At 65.2% G+C, this 17,636-nt stretch carries 16 protein-coding genes (1 of these 16 running past the window's edge); 5 read left to right on the top strand and 11 right to left on the bottom strand.

The genetic code is table 11. From position 1 onward, the window contains the following. On the top strand, positions 1-105 hold the 3' end of the coding sequence (locus CI41S_RS06590) for a hypothetical protein (protein ID WP_172627932.1). The gene continues 513 nt to the left of window position 1, outside the view; 105 of the gene's 618 nt are visible here — the last part of the coding sequence; its start codon lies off the left edge, out of view; its stop codon occupies positions 103-105. 244 nt (positions 106-349) lie between these two features. Here CI41S_RS06590 and CI41S_RS06585 read toward each other — a convergent pair whose 3' ends face one another. After that, complete coding sequence (locus tag CI41S_RS06585; protein ID WP_139486717.1) at positions 350-1,438, bottom strand: TRAP transporter substrate-binding protein; 1,089 nt, start codon at positions 1,436-1,438, stop codon at positions 350-352. Positions 1,439-1,757: 319 nt separating this feature from the next. Between CI41S_RS06585 and CI41S_RS06580 the strand changes: the two genes are divergently transcribed. Then, positions 1,758-2,843 (top strand): SDR family oxidoreductase, encoded by a 1,086-nt coding sequence (locus CI41S_RS06580; RefSeq protein ID WP_139857900.1) that lies wholly within the window; start codon positions 1,758-1,760, stop codon positions 2,841-2,843. 1,184 nt (positions 2,844-4,027) lie between these two features. Here the strand turns inward: CI41S_RS06580 and CI41S_RS06575 are convergent. From CI41S_RS06575 to CI41S_RS06555, 5 genes are all read right to left on the bottom strand, one after another. Beyond that, the gene (locus CI41S_RS06575; protein WP_139857899.1) at positions 4,028-5,335 is read right to left on the bottom strand and encodes an NAD(P)H-dependent oxidoreductase; all 1,308 of its coding nucleotides are present in this window, start codon (positions 5,333-5,335) and stop codon (positions 4,028-4,030) included. A gap of 103 nt (positions 5,336-5,438) precedes the next feature. Beyond that, positions 5,439-6,239, bottom strand: coding sequence for a phytanoyl-CoA dioxygenase family protein (locus tag CI41S_RS06570; RefSeq protein WP_139486714.1), 801 nt, complete (start codon positions 6,237-6,239; stop codon positions 5,439-5,441). A gap of 111 nt (positions 6,240-6,350) precedes the next feature. After that, positions 6,351-7,025, bottom strand: coding sequence for a GntR family transcriptional regulator (locus tag CI41S_RS06565; protein WP_139486713.1), 675 nt, complete (start codon positions 7,023-7,025; stop codon positions 6,351-6,353). A 412-nt stretch (positions 7,026-7,437) separates the two neighbouring features. Then, on the bottom strand, positions 7,438-8,694 hold the full coding sequence (locus CI41S_RS06560) for a M20/M25/M40 family metallo-hydrolase (protein WP_139857898.1): 1,257 nt from the start codon (positions 8,692-8,694) through the stop codon (positions 7,438-7,440). A 48-nt stretch (positions 8,695-8,742) separates the two neighbouring features. Next, on the bottom strand, positions 8,743-9,618 hold the full coding sequence (locus CI41S_RS06555; protein ID WP_139857897.1) for a sigma-70 family RNA polymerase sigma factor: 876 nt from the start codon (positions 9,616-9,618) through the stop codon (positions 8,743-8,745). Between the two features lie 109 nt (positions 9,619-9,727). Here CI41S_RS06555 and CI41S_RS06550 point away from each other — a divergent pair, with 109 nt between their 5' ends. Next, the gene (locus CI41S_RS06550) at positions 9,728-10,183 is read left to right on the top strand and encodes a carboxymuconolactone decarboxylase family protein (RefSeq protein WP_139857896.1); all 456 of its coding nucleotides are present in this window, start codon (positions 9,728-9,730) and stop codon (positions 10,181-10,183) included. A 190-nt stretch (positions 10,184-10,373) separates the two neighbouring features. On the opposite strand, the gene CI41S_RS06545 is transcribed toward CI41S_RS06550, so the two are convergent. After that, a complete protein-coding gene (locus CI41S_RS06545; protein ID WP_139857895.1) occupies positions 10,374-11,183 on the bottom strand; it encodes an alpha/beta fold hydrolase in 810 nt (269 codons plus the stop codon). 222 nt (positions 11,184-11,405) lie between these two features. Here CI41S_RS06545 and CI41S_RS06540 point away from each other — a divergent pair, with 222 nt between their 5' ends. Beyond that, on the top strand, positions 11,406-11,948 hold the full coding sequence (locus CI41S_RS06540; protein ID WP_139857894.1) for a methylated-DNA--[protein]-cysteine S-methyltransferase: 543 nt from the start codon (positions 11,406-11,408) through the stop codon (positions 11,946-11,948). Between the two features lie 181 nt (positions 11,949-12,129). Here CI41S_RS06540 and CI41S_RS06535 read toward each other — a convergent pair whose 3' ends face one another. The 4 genes from CI41S_RS06535 to CI41S_RS06520 form a co-directional block, all read right to left on the bottom strand. Next, positions 12,130-12,999 carry an MBL fold metallo-hydrolase gene (locus CI41S_RS06535; protein WP_139857893.1) on the bottom strand — a complete coding sequence of 290 codons (870 nt, stop codon included), beginning with the start codon at positions 12,997-12,999 and terminating at the stop codon, positions 12,130-12,132. Between the two features lie 18 nt (positions 13,000-13,017). Continuing rightward, entirely contained in the window at positions 13,018-14,208 is a 1,191-nt protein-coding gene (locus CI41S_RS06530; protein ID WP_139857892.1) for a serine hydrolase domain-containing protein, read from the bottom strand. A gap of 24 nt (positions 14,209-14,232) precedes the next feature. Next, the gene (locus CI41S_RS06525) at positions 14,233-14,844 is read right to left on the bottom strand and encodes a glutathione S-transferase family protein (RefSeq protein WP_139486706.1); all 612 of its coding nucleotides are present in this window, start codon (positions 14,842-14,844) and stop codon (positions 14,233-14,235) included. A gap of 141 nt (positions 14,845-14,985) precedes the next feature. After that, a complete protein-coding gene (locus tag CI41S_RS06520; RefSeq protein WP_139486705.1) occupies positions 14,986-15,828 on the bottom strand; it encodes a fumarylacetoacetate hydrolase family protein in 843 nt (280 codons plus the stop codon). Between the two features lie 238 nt (positions 15,829-16,066). On the opposite strand from CI41S_RS06520, the gene CI41S_RS06515 reads away from it, so the two are divergent. Beyond that, positions 16,067-17,221, top strand: coding sequence for an IS110 family RNA-guided transposase (locus tag CI41S_RS06515; protein WP_139480831.1), 1,155 nt, complete (start codon positions 16,067-16,069; stop codon positions 17,219-17,221). The last annotated feature ends 415 nt before the right edge of the window (positions 17,222-17,636 follow it).

Here is a 17,636-nt window from a genome sequence, read left to right as displayed (position 1 = left end):
CTGAAGTCGCCGCCGCCCGCGGTCGAGAACAAGGGCAATATCGACCTCGTCACCAAGAGCTATGACAAGCTGATGGAAGAATTCGGCGGCAGCGACGAGAACTGATCGCTTCACCTCGCCCCGCGTGCGGGGAGAGGTCGCATCGCATCGAAGATGCGATGCGGGTGAGGGGGAGCCACCGCGAATCCAACTATCGCAATGTATGCGGAAGCGGCCCCTCACCCCAACCCTCTCCCCGTAAGAACGGGGAGAGGGAGCGCACCGAAACTGATGCGGCTATGTTCGCTCGAACAAATAGCCCCGGAGAAATTTCTCCGGGGCCTTTTTGCGTCTGATGTCGCGTTGCGGCTCAGGTCCGCGTCCGCATCCGCATCATGAAGGTGTCGAACGAGAGCTCGGCGACCTGCATCCAGGCCAGCGATTCGTTGCGATAGGCCGACAGGCTGGAATACATCTTGCCGAAATGCGGGTTGCTCTTGGAGAGATCGGCGTAGATCTCGTTGGCGGCGTTGTAGCAGGCCTCCAGCACTTCCTGCGGGAACGGCCGCAGCTGCGCGCCGGCGACGATCAATCGCTTCAGCGCCGGCGGATTGACCGCGTCGTATTTGCCGGTCACCCAGGTGAAGGTGTCCTCGGACGCCGCCTGGATCGCCGCCTGATAGTGTTTTGGCAGCGCGCTCCACTTGTCCATGTTCACCACATTGTGGCCCTGGCCGGTGCCTTCCCACCAGCCCGGGTAGTAGTAGAACTTGGCGACCTTCACGAAGCCGAGCTTCTCGTCGTCATACGGCCCGACCCACTCGGCGGCGTCGATGGTGCCTTTTTCCAGCGCCGGATAGATGTCGCCGCCCGCGATCTGCTGCGGCACGCCGCCGACCTTGGAGATGATGGTGCCGGCGAAGCCGCCGACGCGGAATTTCAGGCCCTGGAAATCCGCCATCGACTTGATCTCCTTCCGGAACCAGCCGCCCATCTGGGCGCCGGTCGAGCCGGTCGGAATGCCGATGCATTTGTATTCCTTGAGCAGATCGTTGAGCAGGTCGGTGCCGCCGCCCCATTGCAGCCAGGAAATATGCTGGCGCGTGTTGAGTCCGAACGGCAGCGACGTGCCGAAGGTGAATGCAGGGTTCTTGCCCCAGTAGTAGTAGAGCGCGGTGTTGCCGATCTCGACCGTGCCGTTGGAGACGGCGTCGAGCACCTGCAGGCCGGGGACGATCTCGCCGGCGGCGAAGGGCTGGATCTGGAACCGGTTGTCGGTGATCTCGGCGACGCGCTTGCAGAAAAACTCGCAGCCGCCATACAGCGTATCGAGCGCTTTCGGCCAGCTTGCCGCCAGCCGCCATCTCACTTCCGGCATCGACTGTGCGACTGCGGGCGCGGCCACTGCACTCGCGGCCAGGCCGACGCCGCCTACCTTCAAGAATTCACGACGCTTCATGCGATTCCCTCCAATGTTGCCGATGCTTCGACAAGGGAACGATCTTGATGTCGTCTTTCTTCGCCGATGAATCGACGTTGATATGTGAACGTCTCCGGTGGCCCTCGATGGGCTCTTGTTGGCGGAATTCCGAGTTGTCCGGTTCCGCGGGCAGGATGACGGTTTGCCGAAGGAAATCAAGCGCTGCGTTCGCCGTAGACGCGAATGAATGCCGGCACCGGTAGACTACGGCCCGCGCGGCAGCCAAGGTTACGACCAAGGCGGGCGGACCGCGACGATCTGCCAACAGGGCAGGCCAGCATGATGGGAGCTCAAGGACATGGCCAACAAGAAAGTCGTGGTTGCCGGGGCAACCGGCCTCGTCGGCAGTGCCGCTCTGCGACACTTCGGCCTAGACGAAAGTAGCGAACGGATCGCGCTGTCGCGGCGCAAGCCGCGCGATCTCTACGGCGCGCGCCACGTGCCGATCGACCTCACCAGCGCCGAGGATTGCCGCCGTGTGGTGGCCGAGCTCCGCGGCGCCACCCATCTGGTCTATGCGGCGCTCTATGAAGCGCCGAACCTGGTCGACGGCTGGCGCGACGCGCGGCAGATCGAAACCAACGATCTGATGCTGCGCAATCTGATGGGCGCGCTCGAGCCGGTCGCGCCGGAGCTGAAGCACGTCGCCTTGCTGCAGGGCACCAAGGCCTACGGGGTGCACGTCCGGCCGCTCACGGTGCCGGCGCGCGAGGGCCGCTCGGAAATGTACGAGCAGCCGAACTTTTACTGGGCGCAGGAGAATTTTCTGCGTGCCCTGCAGCAGGGCAAGTCCTGGCACTGGAGCATTCTGCGCCCGGTGCTGATCATCGGCGAAGCGATGGGCGGCGCGATGGACCTGATCCCGCCGCTCGGTGTCTATGCAGCAATGCTGCGCGAGCAGGGCCGGCCGCTCGATTATCCCGGCGGCGCCGCCCGCGTCGCGCAGGCGGTCGACGTCGACCTGTTGGCGCGCGCGATCGCCTGGTCCGGCGAGGCCGCGGCCGCGCGCAACGAAGTCTTCAACGTCACCAATGGCGACGTCTTCACCTGGGAAAACATCTGGCCGGCGATCGCGGACGCGCTGGAGATGAAGCCGGGGCAGCACGTGCCGCTGTCGCTGGCGCAGGAGTATCCAAAGTGGATCGCGCCGTGGGACGAGCTGCGCAAGAAGCACAATCTGATCGCGCCCGGCCTCGAAGAGTTCGTCGGCCTGTCGTTCCAGTACGCCGACTACAGCATGCGCTACGGCCAGACCGAGTCCGGGCCGCCCTCGATCGTCTCGACGGTCAAGATCAACCAGGCCGGCTTTACCGAGATGATGGATACCGAAGCGATGTTCCGCAAATGGTTCAAGCTGGCGAAGGCAAGGCGGCTGCTGCCGTAGCGATTGGAACGCTCGCTCTCTCGTCTCCCTCTCCCCGTTCTTCACGGGGAGAGGGCGGGGTGAGGGGCCTCCATCCGGCGAGCAGTTTGCCGATTGTCGAGCAGCGTGCCTCGCCCCTCACCCGGATCGCATCTGCGATGCGCTCCGACCTCTCCCCGCAAAGAGCGGGGAGAGGTGAAAAGGTCTTTCCTCCCCCTCTCCCCGTTCTTCACGGGGAGAGGGCGGGGTGAGGGGCCTCCATCCGGCGAGCATTTTGCCGATTGTCGAGCAGCGTGCCTCGCCCCTCACCCGGATCGCATCTGCGATGCGCTCCGACCTCTCCCCGCAAAGAGCGGGGAGAGGTGAAAAGGTCTTTCCTCTCCCTCTCCCCGTTCTTCACGGGGAGAGGGTTGGGGTGAGGGGCTTCCCTCCGGCGAGCAGTTTGCGATTTGTTGAGCAGTGCGCCTCGCCCCTCACCCGGATCGCTGACGCGATCCGACCTCTCCCCGCAAAGAGCGGGGAGAGGAGAAAAGCTCTCTCGTCTCCCTCTCCCCGTTCTTCACGGGGAGAGGGCGGGGTGAGGGGCTTCTATCCGGCGAGCATTTGCCGATTGTCGAGCAGCGTGCCTCGCCCCTCACCCGGATCGCTGACGCGATCCGACCTCTCCCCGCAAAGAGCGGGGAGAGGTGAAAAGGTCTTTCCTCTCCCTCTCCCCGCTCTTCGCGGGGAGAGGGTTGGGGTGAGGGGCTTCCCTCCGGCGAGCAGTTCGCGATTTGTTGAGCAGCGTGCCTCGCCCCTCACCCGGATCGCTGACGCGCTCCGACCTCTCCCCGCAAAGAGCGGGGAGAGGTGAAAAGCTCTCTCGTCTCCCTCTCCCCGTTCTTCACGGGGAGAGGGCGGGGTGAGGGGCTTCTATCCGGCGAGCATTTGCCGATTGTCGAGCAGCGTGCCTCGCCCCTCACCCGGATCGCTGACGCGATCTGACCTCTCCCCGCAAAGAGCGGGGAGAGGTGAAAGGTCTTTCTTCTCCCTCTCCCCGCTCTTCGCGGGGAGAGGGTTGGGGTGAGGGGCTTCCATCCGGCGAGTAGTTTTCGATTTGTTGGGCAGTGTGCCTTGCCCCTCACCCGGATCGCATCTTGCGATGCGATCCGACCTCTCCCCGCAAAGGGCGGGGAGAGGTGAAAAGAGCCGGCAACGCGAGAGCGTTACCGCGAAAACGCCGCCTCCATCGCCTTCCTTGTCTTGATCGTGTCGTTGCTCTCATCGACCTCGACGTCGCTCCAGCGCACCACCGCGCCGTGGGCGATGTCATTCTTCAGCTTGACGCGATGCGCGAGGCCGATCGGGAGTGCGCCGGCGGCGAGGCTGGCGGTGGCCGGCATCAACTTGCCCCACACCGTGTAGCCGCCTTCGCCGTCGAGCATCTCGCCGGCGCGCAGATTGCGTTTTGCCACCGCTGCGACGTCGCCGCGAAAGCCGCGCGGCTGGCCGGTTGGTTCGTTGCGCAGCGCCGCCGACAGGATCGAGATGTTCAGTTCGAGCCCGATCAGATGATAGGGCTTGTACATCGCCGCATAGCGGCCGGACGAATCGGTCTTGAGGCCGTATTGCCTGAAGCAGTCGGCGGCATAGTCGTTCGGCGCCTCCAGCACCACATAGACGCCCCAGCGCAGATCGCGAAACACCGGCCGGCCGTCGCGCTCCAGCGAGGACACCACCTCGACGATGCCGGATTTTTCCAGCACGCCGCCTTTTTCGCGCGGCCGCATCACATGCGGCAGGTCGTCGACGCCGCAGGGCGGAAACAACAGACCCTCCGAGGGCACATCGAGCGTGCAGGCGTTGGCAATCGCCGCCATCTCGATCGCGGATTTGGTGCCGTCGAGGAAGGAGTTGAACATCTGCGGATTCATGCCGGCGGACTGCGCTTCGCCGGCGGTGAGCCCGTAATGCTGCCAGACGCCCTCCGGCGTCACGTCGTGATAGGCCGGAAGATATTTCGTGCCCTTGCCGGCGGCGACGACGCGAAAGCCGGTCGCGCGCGCCCAGTCGACCATCTCCGCCGTCAACGCCGGCTGGTCGCCATAGGCGAGCGAATAGACCACGCCGGCCTTGCGCGCCTCTTCGGCGAGCAGCGGACCGGCCAGCACATCGGCCTCGACATTGACCATCACCACATGCTTGCCGGCCGCAATAGCCGCGCGCGCATGGCGGATGCCGACCGCGGGATTGCCGGTCGCTTCCACCACCACATCGAAGGCGCCGCCGGCAATGGCGCGCGCGCCGTCGTCGGTGAACGCGGTCGCCTTGATCCGTTCGTCGTCCCAGCCGACCGTGCGGCAGGCCTCGCGCGCGCGATCGCGGTCGAGGTCGACGATGACGCTCACCTCGAGGCCCGGCGTGTGCGGCACCTGCGACAGGAACATCGAGCCGAATTTTCCGGCGCCGATCAGCGCGACGTGGACCGGCTTGCCGGCGGCCGCGCGGGTTTGCAGGAGGTGATGCAGGTTCATGATGATTTCCAATCGGGAGTCGTTCCGGGCGGTCCGCAGGACCGAACCCGGAACCGCGAGATTCCGGGCTCGCGCTACGCGCGCCCCGGAATGACAGAAGTGACTACTCCGCCGCCTGGCGCGGCGCACGGGCGAGCCGCAGCAGCGCATCGTCGGCGACCGTCTGGATCGGCGTGAAGTCGCGGTGCGCGATGTAGTCCGGCCGGGTCGGGGTGCGGATGTAGTTCGAGACCGCGTTCAGGGTCAGATAGACGATCTTGCGCGGGTAGGGCGTGATGTTGCCGCTCGAGCCGTGCACCAGATTGCCGTGGAACATCAGCATGCCGCCGGGCTTGCCGGTCGGCGCGACGATGCCGCCCTGCTTGACGAGGCGCGTCACCGTCTCTTCGTCGAGTGTCCAGAGCGGGTAGGAGGTGGTTTCGAGGTCGTGCGAGGCCTTGAGGTCGCCGGCGGTCTGGCTCTGCGGCACCAGCATCAGCGGGCCGTTGATCGGCATCACCTCGTCGAGGAAGATCGCGATGTTCATCGCGCGCGGCTCCGGCATGCCGTCGTCGCGCTTCCAGGTGCCGTAATCCTGGTGCCACTGCCAGACGTCGCCGGTGAACGCCGCCTTCGCATTGATCTTGAACTGATGCATGTAGACCTTCTCGCCGAACAGCTGTTCGATCGGGTCGATCATGCGCGGATGGGCGCCGAGGACGCCGAACGCCTCGTTGTAGAGATGCGCGGCAAACGCCGTGCGCGGCGCGCCGCTCTTCTCGCGCCACACCTCGGGACGGTCCGCGTCGTAGATCGCGACCGCCTCGCGGGCGAGGAAATCGACCTCTTCCTGACTGAACAGCTCGGGCAGGAACAGCCAGCCTTCGCGATGGAAAAATTCAACCTGCTCCGGGGTCAGTTTCATGGTGCTTTCCTCCTGTTGTTTGTTGTTGTCTCCGTCATTCCGGGGCGCGCAGCGAACCCGGAATCTCGAGGTTCCGGGTCTGGTCCTTCGGACCATCCCGGAACGACGCAACTACGCCGCCACGTCGACGGCCCTCAATTTCTCCTCGGTCATCCGTCCCGCGGTCTGCGCATGCGCCAGTGCAGCGGCCTCCGCAGCCGATGCATTGCCCGCAAAAATATGCGCGGCGATGCTCTCGTGTTCGGTCCAGGCGCTGCCGCGATAGTCGAGCTCGGCGAGCACGGTCGCCATCGAGCGGCGCATGTGCGGCCATTGCGGCGCGATCATCTCCTCGATCGCGGAATTGCCGGCGAGGCGATAGATCGCGCTGTGGAAGTCGACGTCGAGTGCAATCAGGCGCGCCAGCGGCGTGCGGCCATCGATGCCACGGCCGGCGTCGAGCGCGGCCTCGAGCGCCGCGCGTCCCGCGGAGTCCTCCTGCACGCGCCCGGCCGCCAGCCGCGCCGCCAGCGCATCGATCGCGCCGCGCACCTCATAGAGCTCGCGGATGCGCCGCGGATCGAGCTGCGTCACCTCGAAGCCGCGTCGGCCGCTTTCGGCGACGAGGCCCTGCCGATGCAGCAAATGCAGCGCGTGCGACACCGGCTGCCGCGAGACGCCGAGTTTTTCCGCGAGTTCGTTCTGGGTGATGCGCTGGCCCGGCGGCAGCGTGCGGTCGATGATCGCCTCGAGCAGCCGCCCATAGACCTGGTCGATCAGGTTCGGAAGCGGGTCCAACGGGATCATGCCGGCGCCATCCAATTTGGAATACGGAATTCCGTGTTCGGATATGGAAGCTACTGCCCTCGCGACGAGCCGTCAAGGCCGGTTGGCGGGTGACTTAATTGTTTGAAAATACTGGATATTTTAGCTGCGGCACGCCCGACATGACCTCAGCCGCGGTCAAGACATCAATGCGAGCGGAGCAAGCGGCACCGCTCTCGCCAACCTGCAAGGGCGGAGGGAGCCTGAACGGCGTGCTCACCTCACGCGAGTCCCGAGCAAACCGTCCGAACAGTTTGAGCTCGTAAGGGACACTCATGCAGATGGGCTCCCTCCCCCCTTGCGGGGAGGGCTGGGGAGAGGGGTGGCCCCGGGTGCCGGTGCCAGACGTCGATCTCGGCAGCATCGGCGCCCGCACATTGAGAAGTACGCGCGGCTACTTCTGCTTGCCAAGATCCATCAGCATCCGCGTCATCAGATAGAGCCGCGGCACGATCGAGTTGGTGTCGATGTATTCGTCGCGGGCGTGATAGCCCCAGCCGGCGAGGCCAAAGCTTTCGACCACGATCGCCTTGCCGCTGCGGCCGGCATAGCCGGCGTCGGTGGCGCCGCCGGTCATCTCGGCGATGTCGAGGGTGCGATCGAGCTCGCGGTAGATCGCCTGCCCGTCCTTGGCGAGCGCGCGGCCGCGATCACTGGCCACGAAGGGCGGACGGCCCGCCACCACCTTCACCGTCACCTCGGTGTCCGGGATCAGTTTGTTCTTGATCTTCTCGTCGAGCGCGGCCTGCAGCTTCTGCACGCCGTCGGGAATGGTGAGACGGATGTCGGCGCCGGCGGTCGCCATGTCGGGGATCTGGTTGCGCACGGTGCCGGCCTTCGCAGTGGTCCAGTTCAGCTGCGTGCCCGGGATCGATTTCGCGACGTCCTGGGTCTGGAGCAATTGATGCGCGAGCTCGAGCAGCGCGTTGCGGCCGAGCTGCGGCGCGGCGCCGGCATGCGAGGCCTTGCCCTTCACGTCCATGGTGCCGGTCGCGGTGCCGCTCGCGCCGAGCAGCAGGCTCTCGTTCTTGGCGACCGGCGGCGCCACCGTCGGCTCGCAGGACAGCACCACATCGTGCTGATCGGCGAGCTCGGCGATGATCTCGCCGGAGCCGATCGAGCCGACCTCTTCATCCGGATTGAACGACACGGTCAGCTTGGCGTAGTCGCGCCAGCCGGCGTCGTTCAGGATCTTCAGCGCATGCAGGATCATCGCGATGCCGCCCTTGTCGTCGGCGATGCCGGGCCCGTAGATTCGGTTGCCGTCGACCTTGTAGGGCTGCGAGGCCAGAATGCCGTGCTCGTAGACGGTGTCCATATGCGCGATCAGCATCAGCTTCCTGGTGCCGGTGCCTTCGAAGGTGCCGATCACCATGTCGGCGCCGGCGCCGCGCGTGGTCTTGCGCCGCTCGGTCTTGGCGCCGAGCGCCTTCAGCCGTGCCTCGGTGTAGTCGGCCATCTTCTTCAGGCCCTCGATGTCGCTGGAGCCGGATTCGATCATCACCATGTCGCGCAGGCTCTCGATCACCGCCGGCTGGGCCTGCTCGGCGGCGGCGCGCAGCTTTTCATCCGCCGCGGCAAAGGCGGAGGACGAGGCGACGGCGAGCGAAAACAGGCTGACCGACGCGAGCCGTCTGACGGAATATTTCATGGTGTGTCCTCCCCGGAATATGCGCGGGAAAGACACTAGCATCGCGCCCTACGCGCCTCCAGCCGCATCGAGCACTTCGACATCGAGCGTCTCGATGTCAGAGGCATTGGCGATCGCGTCGATCGCAGCGATCCGGTCGCCTTCGGTGGTGACGCGCAGCACGATGCGCAACCGGCCGCCGAAGATGACGGCAACGCCCAGTTCGCCGTCGACCAGCGCGGGTTGCGCCGCCTGCGCGCGGCCCTTGAAGGCTTCCGCGATCGCCGCGGCGCCGCGAATTTCCGGCAGCGAGCCGAGCCGCTGCGCGGCTTCGTCCGCGCGCACCACCGCGTCCGGCGCGAGCACGGCGAGCAGCCCCTCGAAATCGCCGTTGCGCGATGCCGCCAGGAACGCCTCGACGATTCCGCGCCGGCGGTCGAAATCGGCATCCGGCGCCGGCGGCGCCCCTTGCACGCGGCGCCGCGCCCGGCTCGCAAGCTGCCGCGCAGCGGCCGGCGTGCGTCCGACGATCGGCGCGATCTCCTCGAACGGCACCGCGAACATGTCGTGCAGCACGAACGCCAGCCGCTCGGCCGGCGCCAATGTTTCCAGCACCACCAATAGCGCGGCACCGACCGAGTCTGCCATCTCGGTCTCGCGCTCGGACGGATTCTCGGCAACCGGCTCGGGCACATCAGGGCTCATCGGCTCCTCGCGGCGCGACTTGCGCGAGCGCAGCATGTCGAGGCAGATGCGGGCGATCACCGTGGTCAGCCAGCCGCCGAGATTGTCGACCGCGGCGGCTTCAGTGCGGCTCAGCCGCAGCCAGGTCTCCTGCACGGCGTCGTCGACCTCGGCGGTCGAGCCCAGCATGCGATAGGCCACCGCCCGCAGGCGCGGCCGGTTGGCCTCGAACTGCTCGGCCAGAAACTTTTTCTCGTCCATCGGTCACATTCCCTCGGGTCGCTCCGTCATGGCCATGACGAACGAAAGCCGGCCGATGTGACAACAGATCGGCGCGGTTGCGTCAAAGAGCAAGATCAGGAGATCGATGATGCAAGCCCGAATGAAACACCCGGTGATGGTTGTTCCCGACGCCATGACGGCGCTGCAGGCGCTCAGCGAAACCACCAAGCAGGCGTTGCCGGAAAAGCTGCTGGAACTGGTGCATCTGCGCGCCAGCCAGATCAACGGCTGCAGCGTCTGTGTCGACATGCACCCAAAGCTCGCCCGGCGCGCCGGCGAGACCGACGAGCGGCTGTTCGCCGTCGCCGCTTGGCGTGACGCGCCCTATTTCACCGCCGCCGAGCGTGCCGCGCTGGCGCTGACCGAAGCGGTGACCCGGCTCAGCGACCGCGAGGATCCGGTGACGGACGCGGTGTGGGACGAGGCCGCAAAGCATTACAACGAACCGCAGCTTGCCTCGCTGGTGCTGGGCATTGCGGCGATCAACGTCTGGAACCGGCTCAACGTCGCGGTGCGCCAGCCAGTCGGCGCGTGGAAGGTGTGAGGGTTCTCACCCGCACGCACGCTGCACCCTCTCCCCTTGTGGGAGAGGGTGGCGCGATCGAGCGCAGCGACATCGCGCCGGGTGAGGGGTTCTCACCGCGAGTGATGGACGTGGATGGTCCTGTACCCCTCACCCGGATCGCATCTGGCGATGCGATCCGACCTCTCCCACAAGGGGAGAGGTGCACCACCTACGCGGCGAGAAACTCCAGCACGATCTCGCAGTAGCGGCGCGGGGCCTGCTCGAACATCGGGTGCGTGGTGCCCGGGATCATCTCGACGCGCGCGCCCTTCACGTTGCTGGCGAGTGCGTGCAGCACCTTCGGCAGCACGCCCCTGGTGTTGGCGCCGCCGATGAACAGCGTCGGGGTTTTGATCGCTTCGGCATCCGCTTTGGAGAACGGCGGACGCTTGTCGCGGGTCTGGCCGACCAGCGTGATGGCGTTGTCGAGCAGGGCCTGCTTCGGCGCGGCCGGCAGGCGCTTCCAGGCACCGGGGCCCTCCAGCGCGTCGATGAACAGCTGCATGCCGCCGTCGATGTCGCCCTTGGCGATCAGATCGGCAGAGGCGGCAATGCGCGCCGCCAGCGGCGAGGGGCCGGGCTGGTAATCCGGATCGAGCGTCGCGTCGAGCTCGCCGCCGGGCTCGGCGAGGATCAGCTTGCGCAGCAGGTCCGGCCGGCGCTGGGCGACGCGGAACGCGATGTGGCCGCCACGCGAATGCCCCATCAGGTCGACCGGCCTGGTGTCGAATTGCTCGATGAAGGCGATCATGTCGTCGACATGCTGGGCGATCGAATAGGTGTCGCCGATGCCGTCCCAATGCGCCGGGAAGAAGTGCCGCAAGCTGACGGCGATCACGCGATGCTTTCGCGTCAGCGGGCCGAGCACAGCGGACCAGATCCGGAAGTCGCACACCGAGCCGTGGACGCAAACCAACGGCGGCCCCTGACCGATGTCGAGATAGGGCATGTCGAAACCGTTGACGTGGAGGCTATGCATTTCGGGGGCTCGCAGACGGGCGGGAGATGTTGTTGATTTGACCCAGGTTCCCACGGAATTCGGGTGGATAGCAACATTCTCCAAGCCTAGATTCCGGATCAACAGCAGGCTCTGGAGCATGATCCGGAAAAGTGTGAAGCGGTTTTCCCTCGCGACAAACGCGAAGCGTTTGCGCGGAGATCATGCTCAAACAAGGTGAGCCACGGAATTTTGGAGCGAGCCATGACCGGCCAGCATTATGCAATCTTCGACACCGCGATCGGCGCCTGCGGCGTCGTCTGGGGCGAGCACGGCATCACCGGCACCCAGTTGCCGATGGGCAATGGGGAGAAGACCCGCAAGCGGATCCTGCAGCGCAATGGCGAGGTCACCGAGGCGGTCCCGCCGGCCGAGGTGCGGCACGCGATTGACGGCATGATCGAGCTGCTCGCCGGCAAGCCGAACGACCTTAACGACATTGCGCTCGATCTCGACGGCGTGCCGGACTTCAACCGCAGCGTCTACGACATCGCCCGCAAGATCCCGCCGGGCAAGACCATCACCTATGGCGACATCGCCAAGCAGCTCGGCGGTGTCGAGCTGTCGCGCGACGTCGGCCAGGCGCTCGGCCGCAATCCGTGCCCGATCGTCGTGCCCTGCCACCGCGTGCTCGCGGCCGGCAACAAGCCCGGCGGCTTCTCCGCCAATGGCGGCGTGGTGACCAAGCTGAAGATGCTTGAGATCGAAGGTGCGGTGGTGAACCACACGCCGAGTTTGTTCGATTGACGCGGGCGCGGTCTCTCCACTCCCTCTCCCCGTTCTTCACGGGGAGGGTCGGGGTGAGGGGCTCTATCCGGCGAGCAATTCGCGATGTGTTGAGCAGCGTGCCTCGCCCCTCACCCGGATCGCATCTGGCGATGCGATCCGACCTCTCCCCGCAAAGAGCGGGGAGAGGTGAAGCAAGTAGCTACGCCATCTCGCACACGAAGCCATTGCCCTTGCGCTTGATCCTGCCCGCCGACGGCGAAGGGAAATGCGCGGTGCAGCACAGCGTGTCGGTGCCGCAATAACGCTCCAGGAAGCTGCGCCGCGTCTTCGCCGCCTGCGCCTGGTCGACGTCGAACTTCGGCGACAGCTCCGGAAAGAGCGTCTGGATCGGCGAATGCATCAGGTCGCCGGAAAACACCGCATCGTCCTTGCCGCGGCCGAAGGTGAAGGCGGCGTGGCCCGGCGTGTGGCCGGGCGTCGGCAGGATGCGCGCGTGATCGCCGATAGCAAAATCGTTGCGCACGATCTCGCTCTTGCCGGCCTCGACCACCGGCAGCACGCTGTCGCGGAACGGCGGCACTTCCGTCTTGCCGTTGGTCTCGGTCCAGTAGTCGAACTCGGTCTTGTCGAACACGTAGCGCGCATTCGGAAAGGTCGGCACCCAGCGGCCGTTCTCCAGCCGGGTGTTCCAGCCGACATGATCGACATGCAGATGCGTGCACATCACATAGTCGATGTCGCCGACCGAGAAGCCGGCCGCCGCAAGACCGCGCATGTAGGTGTCGTCGGTCTTCATGTTCCAGTTCGGCCGGTTCGGTCGCGGCTTGTCGTTACCGATGCAGCTGTCGATCAGGATGGTGTGGTGCGGCGTCTTCACGATGTAGGACTGGAACGCCAGGATCAGCGTATCGCTGTCGTCGAGCGCGCCCGCTTGCTTCATCCACGTCCGGTGCTCCGCGAGCGCGTCCGGCGCCAGGCCGGGGAACATGTCGAGCGCGGGCAGGAACGTGGTCTCCTGCTCGATGATGCGATGGATGGTGAGGTCGCCGACTGAAAATTTCAGGCTCATGGTTGGTCCTCGGAGAAATCAATGCGCGTCGCGCACGGCGGCAATGACGATGTTGGCAAGGATATCCATCGCTGCAAGGCCTTCCTTGGGTCGGCCGTACTGGGCTGCCGTCGTCATCATCACAAGGTCGAGATCGGGAACGATGATGATGCGCTGGCCGCCCCAGCCGAAGGCGCCGACCCAGCGCACTTCCTTGCCCTCGGACAGCGAGCGCCCGACCCACCATTGATAGCCGTAGAACAGCGTGCCGCCGAAATAGCCGACCGCCTGGAACCGCGGCGCGATCGATTGTGCGATCCAGTCCTCGGAGACGATCTGCCGCCCGTTCCACGTCCCGCGATTGAGCACGAGCTGGCCGAGCTTGGCGGCGTCGCGCGGGCGCAAGCGCAGACCGGCGGCCGCTGCGATCTTGCCGTTCTTGTAGCTCTTCCATTCGAGATCGGTGATCCCGAGCGGCTCGAACAGCACTTCGCGCGCGAATGCCTCGAGCGGCTTGCCGGAGACGCGTTCGACGATGTTGCCGAGCAGATCCGTGCCGCCGCCACTATAGGTCCACAGCGCGTCCGGCGGCGCTGCGATCGGCTTCGCGAGGACGTAGCCGATGGGGTCGGCATCGAACGCGAGATGCGGCTCGTCATTGTTCGGGTCGCTCCAGGGCAGCGTCTCATCCCATTTGAAGCCGGAGGACATCGTCAGCAGATGACGCAGCGTGATCGCATCCCATCCGGCTGATTTCACCGATTGATATTCAGGGAAGAATTTCACCACTGATGCATCGACGCCGGCGATCAGCTTGCGATCGATCGCGATCCCGACCAGGAGCGACGTCACGCTCTTTGACGCCGAGCGCATGTCGTGCTTGGTGGTCGCAGTGAAGTCGATGCGGCCTTCCGGCTGTCCCCAGGGCTGGTCGATGCCCGGGAAATATTGCTCGAACACCAGTCTGCCGTGGCGCACGACCACGATCGAATGGACCGCACTGCTGCGCAGCGCGAGCCGCTCGGCGATGCCACAGAGCCGCGCACCATCCATGCCGACGCTCTCGGGTGACGCGACCGCCCAGCCGTCGTCGAGCGAGGAGGGCGATCCGCAGGCGAGGTTTCGCTGTCCAAGCGTCATGCTGTCGCCCCGCACATCTGCAGCAGAGATGGTCAGCGCGAGCGCGAGGCTCGCGCCGAGAAGATGGAGGCGGGGGAAGCGATTGCGCATCGTCTTCTCCTCCGCCCGCCGTCGTTACGCCGCCGGCGGCGCCGAGATCTTCACCGACGGCCGCTCGAGCATCCTCCGATAGAAGGCGTCGAGCTTCGGATAGACCTTGCGCCAGCCGCAATCGGCGAAGCGGAAGTCGGCATAGCCGAGCACGCAAACGAGGCCGATCTGCGCGATGTCGAACGGTCCGTCGAGCACGTCCGGCCGGTCCTCGAACCGCGCCATGCCGGTCCATGCCCTGTTCCAGTGGTCGTCATGCCAGGCCTGCCACATCGAGCCCTGCGGCCGCACCATCTTCTCGTAGCGGCACAGCAGCATGGAATCGAGCATGCCGTTGATCAGCGAGTGGTCGGTCTTCACCTTCCAGCGCCGCGGGCCGTAGCCCGGGATCAACCGGCCGCCGCCGAGCTCGTTGAGATATTCGACGATGACGTAGGAATCGAGAATGACGTCGCCATGGTCGAGGAGTAGCACCGGCAGCTTCTTCAGCGGCGTGATCTTGGAATATTCGTCATTGGCCTGACCCGGCGCGACGGTTGCCGGCACCAGCTCGATCTTGTCGATCAGGCCAAGCTCGATCGCGGCGATGCGCACCTTGCGGGCGAAGGGAGAGGCGGGAGAGAAGGTGAGTTTCATTGGGGGGCCCTCAGCAATACGGTTGGAATAGTCCGTCATTGCGAGGAGCGAAGCGACGAAGCAATCCATTGCTTCCGCGTATGTGGAGTGATGGATTGCTTCGCTTCGCTCGCAATGACGTGGTTGGGCCGGAGCCTCACCTCACGCCGCGATGATTTCCTGGCGCTGCTCGCCGAGGCCCTCGATGCCGAGCGTCACGACGTCGCCGACGTTGAGGAACTGCGGCGGCTTCATGCCGAGCCCGACGCCGGGCGGAGTGCCTGTCGTGACGATGTCGCCGGGCAGCAAGGTCATGAACTGCGAAAGGTACGAGATGCACTGCGCCATCGAGAAGATCATGGTCTTGGTGTTGCCGGTCTGGCGGCGCTGGCCATTGACGTCGAGCCACATCGACAGGTTCTGCACGTCGGCGATCTCGTCCTTGGTGGCGAGCCAGGGGCCGACCGGGCCGAAGGTGTCGTGCGACTTGCCCTTGGTCCACTGCCCGAGGCGCTCGGCCTGGAAGTGACGCTCCGAGACGTCGTTGCAGACGCAATAGCCGGCAACGTAGTTCAGCGCGTCGGCTTCCGAGACGTATTTGGCGCGGGTGCCGATGATCGCGGCGATCTCGACCTCCCAGTCCAGCTTGGTCGAGCCGCGCGGCTTCTCAACCGCATCGTTCGGGCCGCACAGCGAGGTCGACGCCTTCATGAAGATGATCGGTTCGGTCGGGATCGCGGCGCCAGTCTCTTTCGCATGATCCGAATAGTTGAGGCCGATCGCGACGAATTTGGAGATGCCGGTGACGGGGGCGCCGAAGCGCGGCTTGCCGGAGACGGCGGGGAGGGAGGCAGCATCGAGGCCAGCGAGCTTCTTCAGCGATTCCGGCGCGTAGGCATCGCCGGTCAGGTCCTTGATGTGAGCCGAGAGGTCGCGGAGCTGGCCGGATTTGTCGATCAGACCGGGCTTTTCCGCACCCTTTTCGCCATAACGAACAAGCTTCATGTGATCACTCCCTACGATGTCCCTGAGGATTGTTTATCGGTCATACCTCGTCCCGCTTCATGGAACAGCGGGCGGGGAAATTCAACCGCCATAAGCGCGCTGCATTGCTGCCAGCCCATATTTCAAGGCTGTTTCGGCCCGATCCGGGCAGCGTGCAGGTGGCGTAGATCCTATGGGGTGACAGGTGGTCAGGAGGTAAGCTGAGTTTCCAACCACCAACTCACCCCGAGGATCAACGATGCAAGCTGATCACACTGACACACCTGTCGGAAGCGAGTATGCCACGGTTTACGTTGCTTTCGAACTGAGCAAATCGAGCTGGAAGCTGGGCGTGATGACGCCCGGCGCCGAGAAGATGAGCCGTTACCAGATCGAGGGCGGGGACCTGGCGGCGCTGTCGAGTATTCTGGCGAAGACGCGAGCGAAGGCGGAGCAGCTGGGCAAGCCGGTTTGCATCCTGTCCTGCTATGAGGCTGGGTTTGAAGGTCATTGGCTTGATCGCTGGCTGAGCAATAACGGGGTCGTCAATCACGAGATCGATCCCGCAAGCATCGCGGTAAACCGACGGGCGCGACGGGCCAAGACCGATCGGATCGATCTGGCGCAGCTGATGCGTTCATTTCTGGCTCATCTGCGCGGCGAGCCGGGCGTCTGCAGTATTGTTCGCGTTCCCACGCCTGAGGACGAGGATCGCAAGCGGCGCACGCGCGAACGCGATCGGCTGTGCAAGGAGCGCACCATGCACACCAACCGGATCAGCGGGTTGCTGCACGCTCAAGGCATCCGCGATGCCATGCCGTTGAAGCCGGGCTTCTTGTCGGATCTCGAGCAGATGCGCACCGGCGACGGCCGGACGCTGCCGCCACATTTGAAAGACGAGATTTGCCGCGAGCACGAGCGACTGCTCTTGGTGCAGAAGCAGATCAAGGCGCTCGAAGCGGCGAACTTGGCGGCGCATCGTGCGGCGGAGAAGGGCTCAGTCGAGGCGAAGGTCGTTCAGCTCGCCCAGCTCAAGGCGATCGGGGAGCACATCGCCCAAGGTCTGGCCAACGAGGTGTTCTATCGCAACTTCACGAACCGACGCCAGGTCGGCAGCTGCGTCGGACTGACCGACACCCCGTATGACAGTGGCGACAGCCGGCGCCAGCAGGGCATCAGCAAGGCTGGCAACTACCGTGCGCGAAGGCTCGCGATCGAGCTCGCCTGGCTGTGGCTGCGGCATCAGCCCGACAGCGAACTAAGCCGCTGGTTCCGCGAGCGGGTCGGCAAGATCAAGGGTCGCATCCGCAAGATTGCCATCGTGGCGCTGGCGCGCAAGCTGATGGTGGCGCTTTGGCGCTATCTGGAGACTGGCCTCGTGCCGAGTGGCGCCGTGATGCGCCCGAGCCTCTAACCAACGCCGGTGCGCCAATGACGGCCGACGCGATCCAGGACAGACGTGTGACCGAACGCGGGTATGGGTCTTCGGATTCCGCTTTTGTAGATGGGTCCCGTCGCTTCTGGGCCTCACCTTCACACGTGAATGAAAGATTAGGGTTGGGGTCATCACACCCGACCGGATACAAGTTGATGCGGTGGTTGCCGCATAAAGCTTCACGGCCCAGTTCTGGAAATCACGCCGGCACACTCACAACGCGCACCGACACGTCCCGAGCAGAAAGCCTCGCGCCGGGCTCGCCGCCGTCAAGGCCGCTTCGCGCCGCCTTCGGCGGTGGCCTTCGGCCAGCCTTGACCGCGGCTCCGACCCGGCGCAACCGCCAACCATCGGGACGGAAGAACCATCAGGAGCGCTTCGCGCCCAACACCAA

The organism is Bradyrhizobium ivorense, assembly GCF_900696085.1.
GTDB lineage: Bacteria > Pseudomonadota > Alphaproteobacteria > Rhizobiales > Xanthobacteraceae > Bradyrhizobium > Bradyrhizobium ivorense.
Note: the sequence above shows the minus strand (reverse complement) of the source record. Positions and strands in the feature narration are given on the sequence as shown.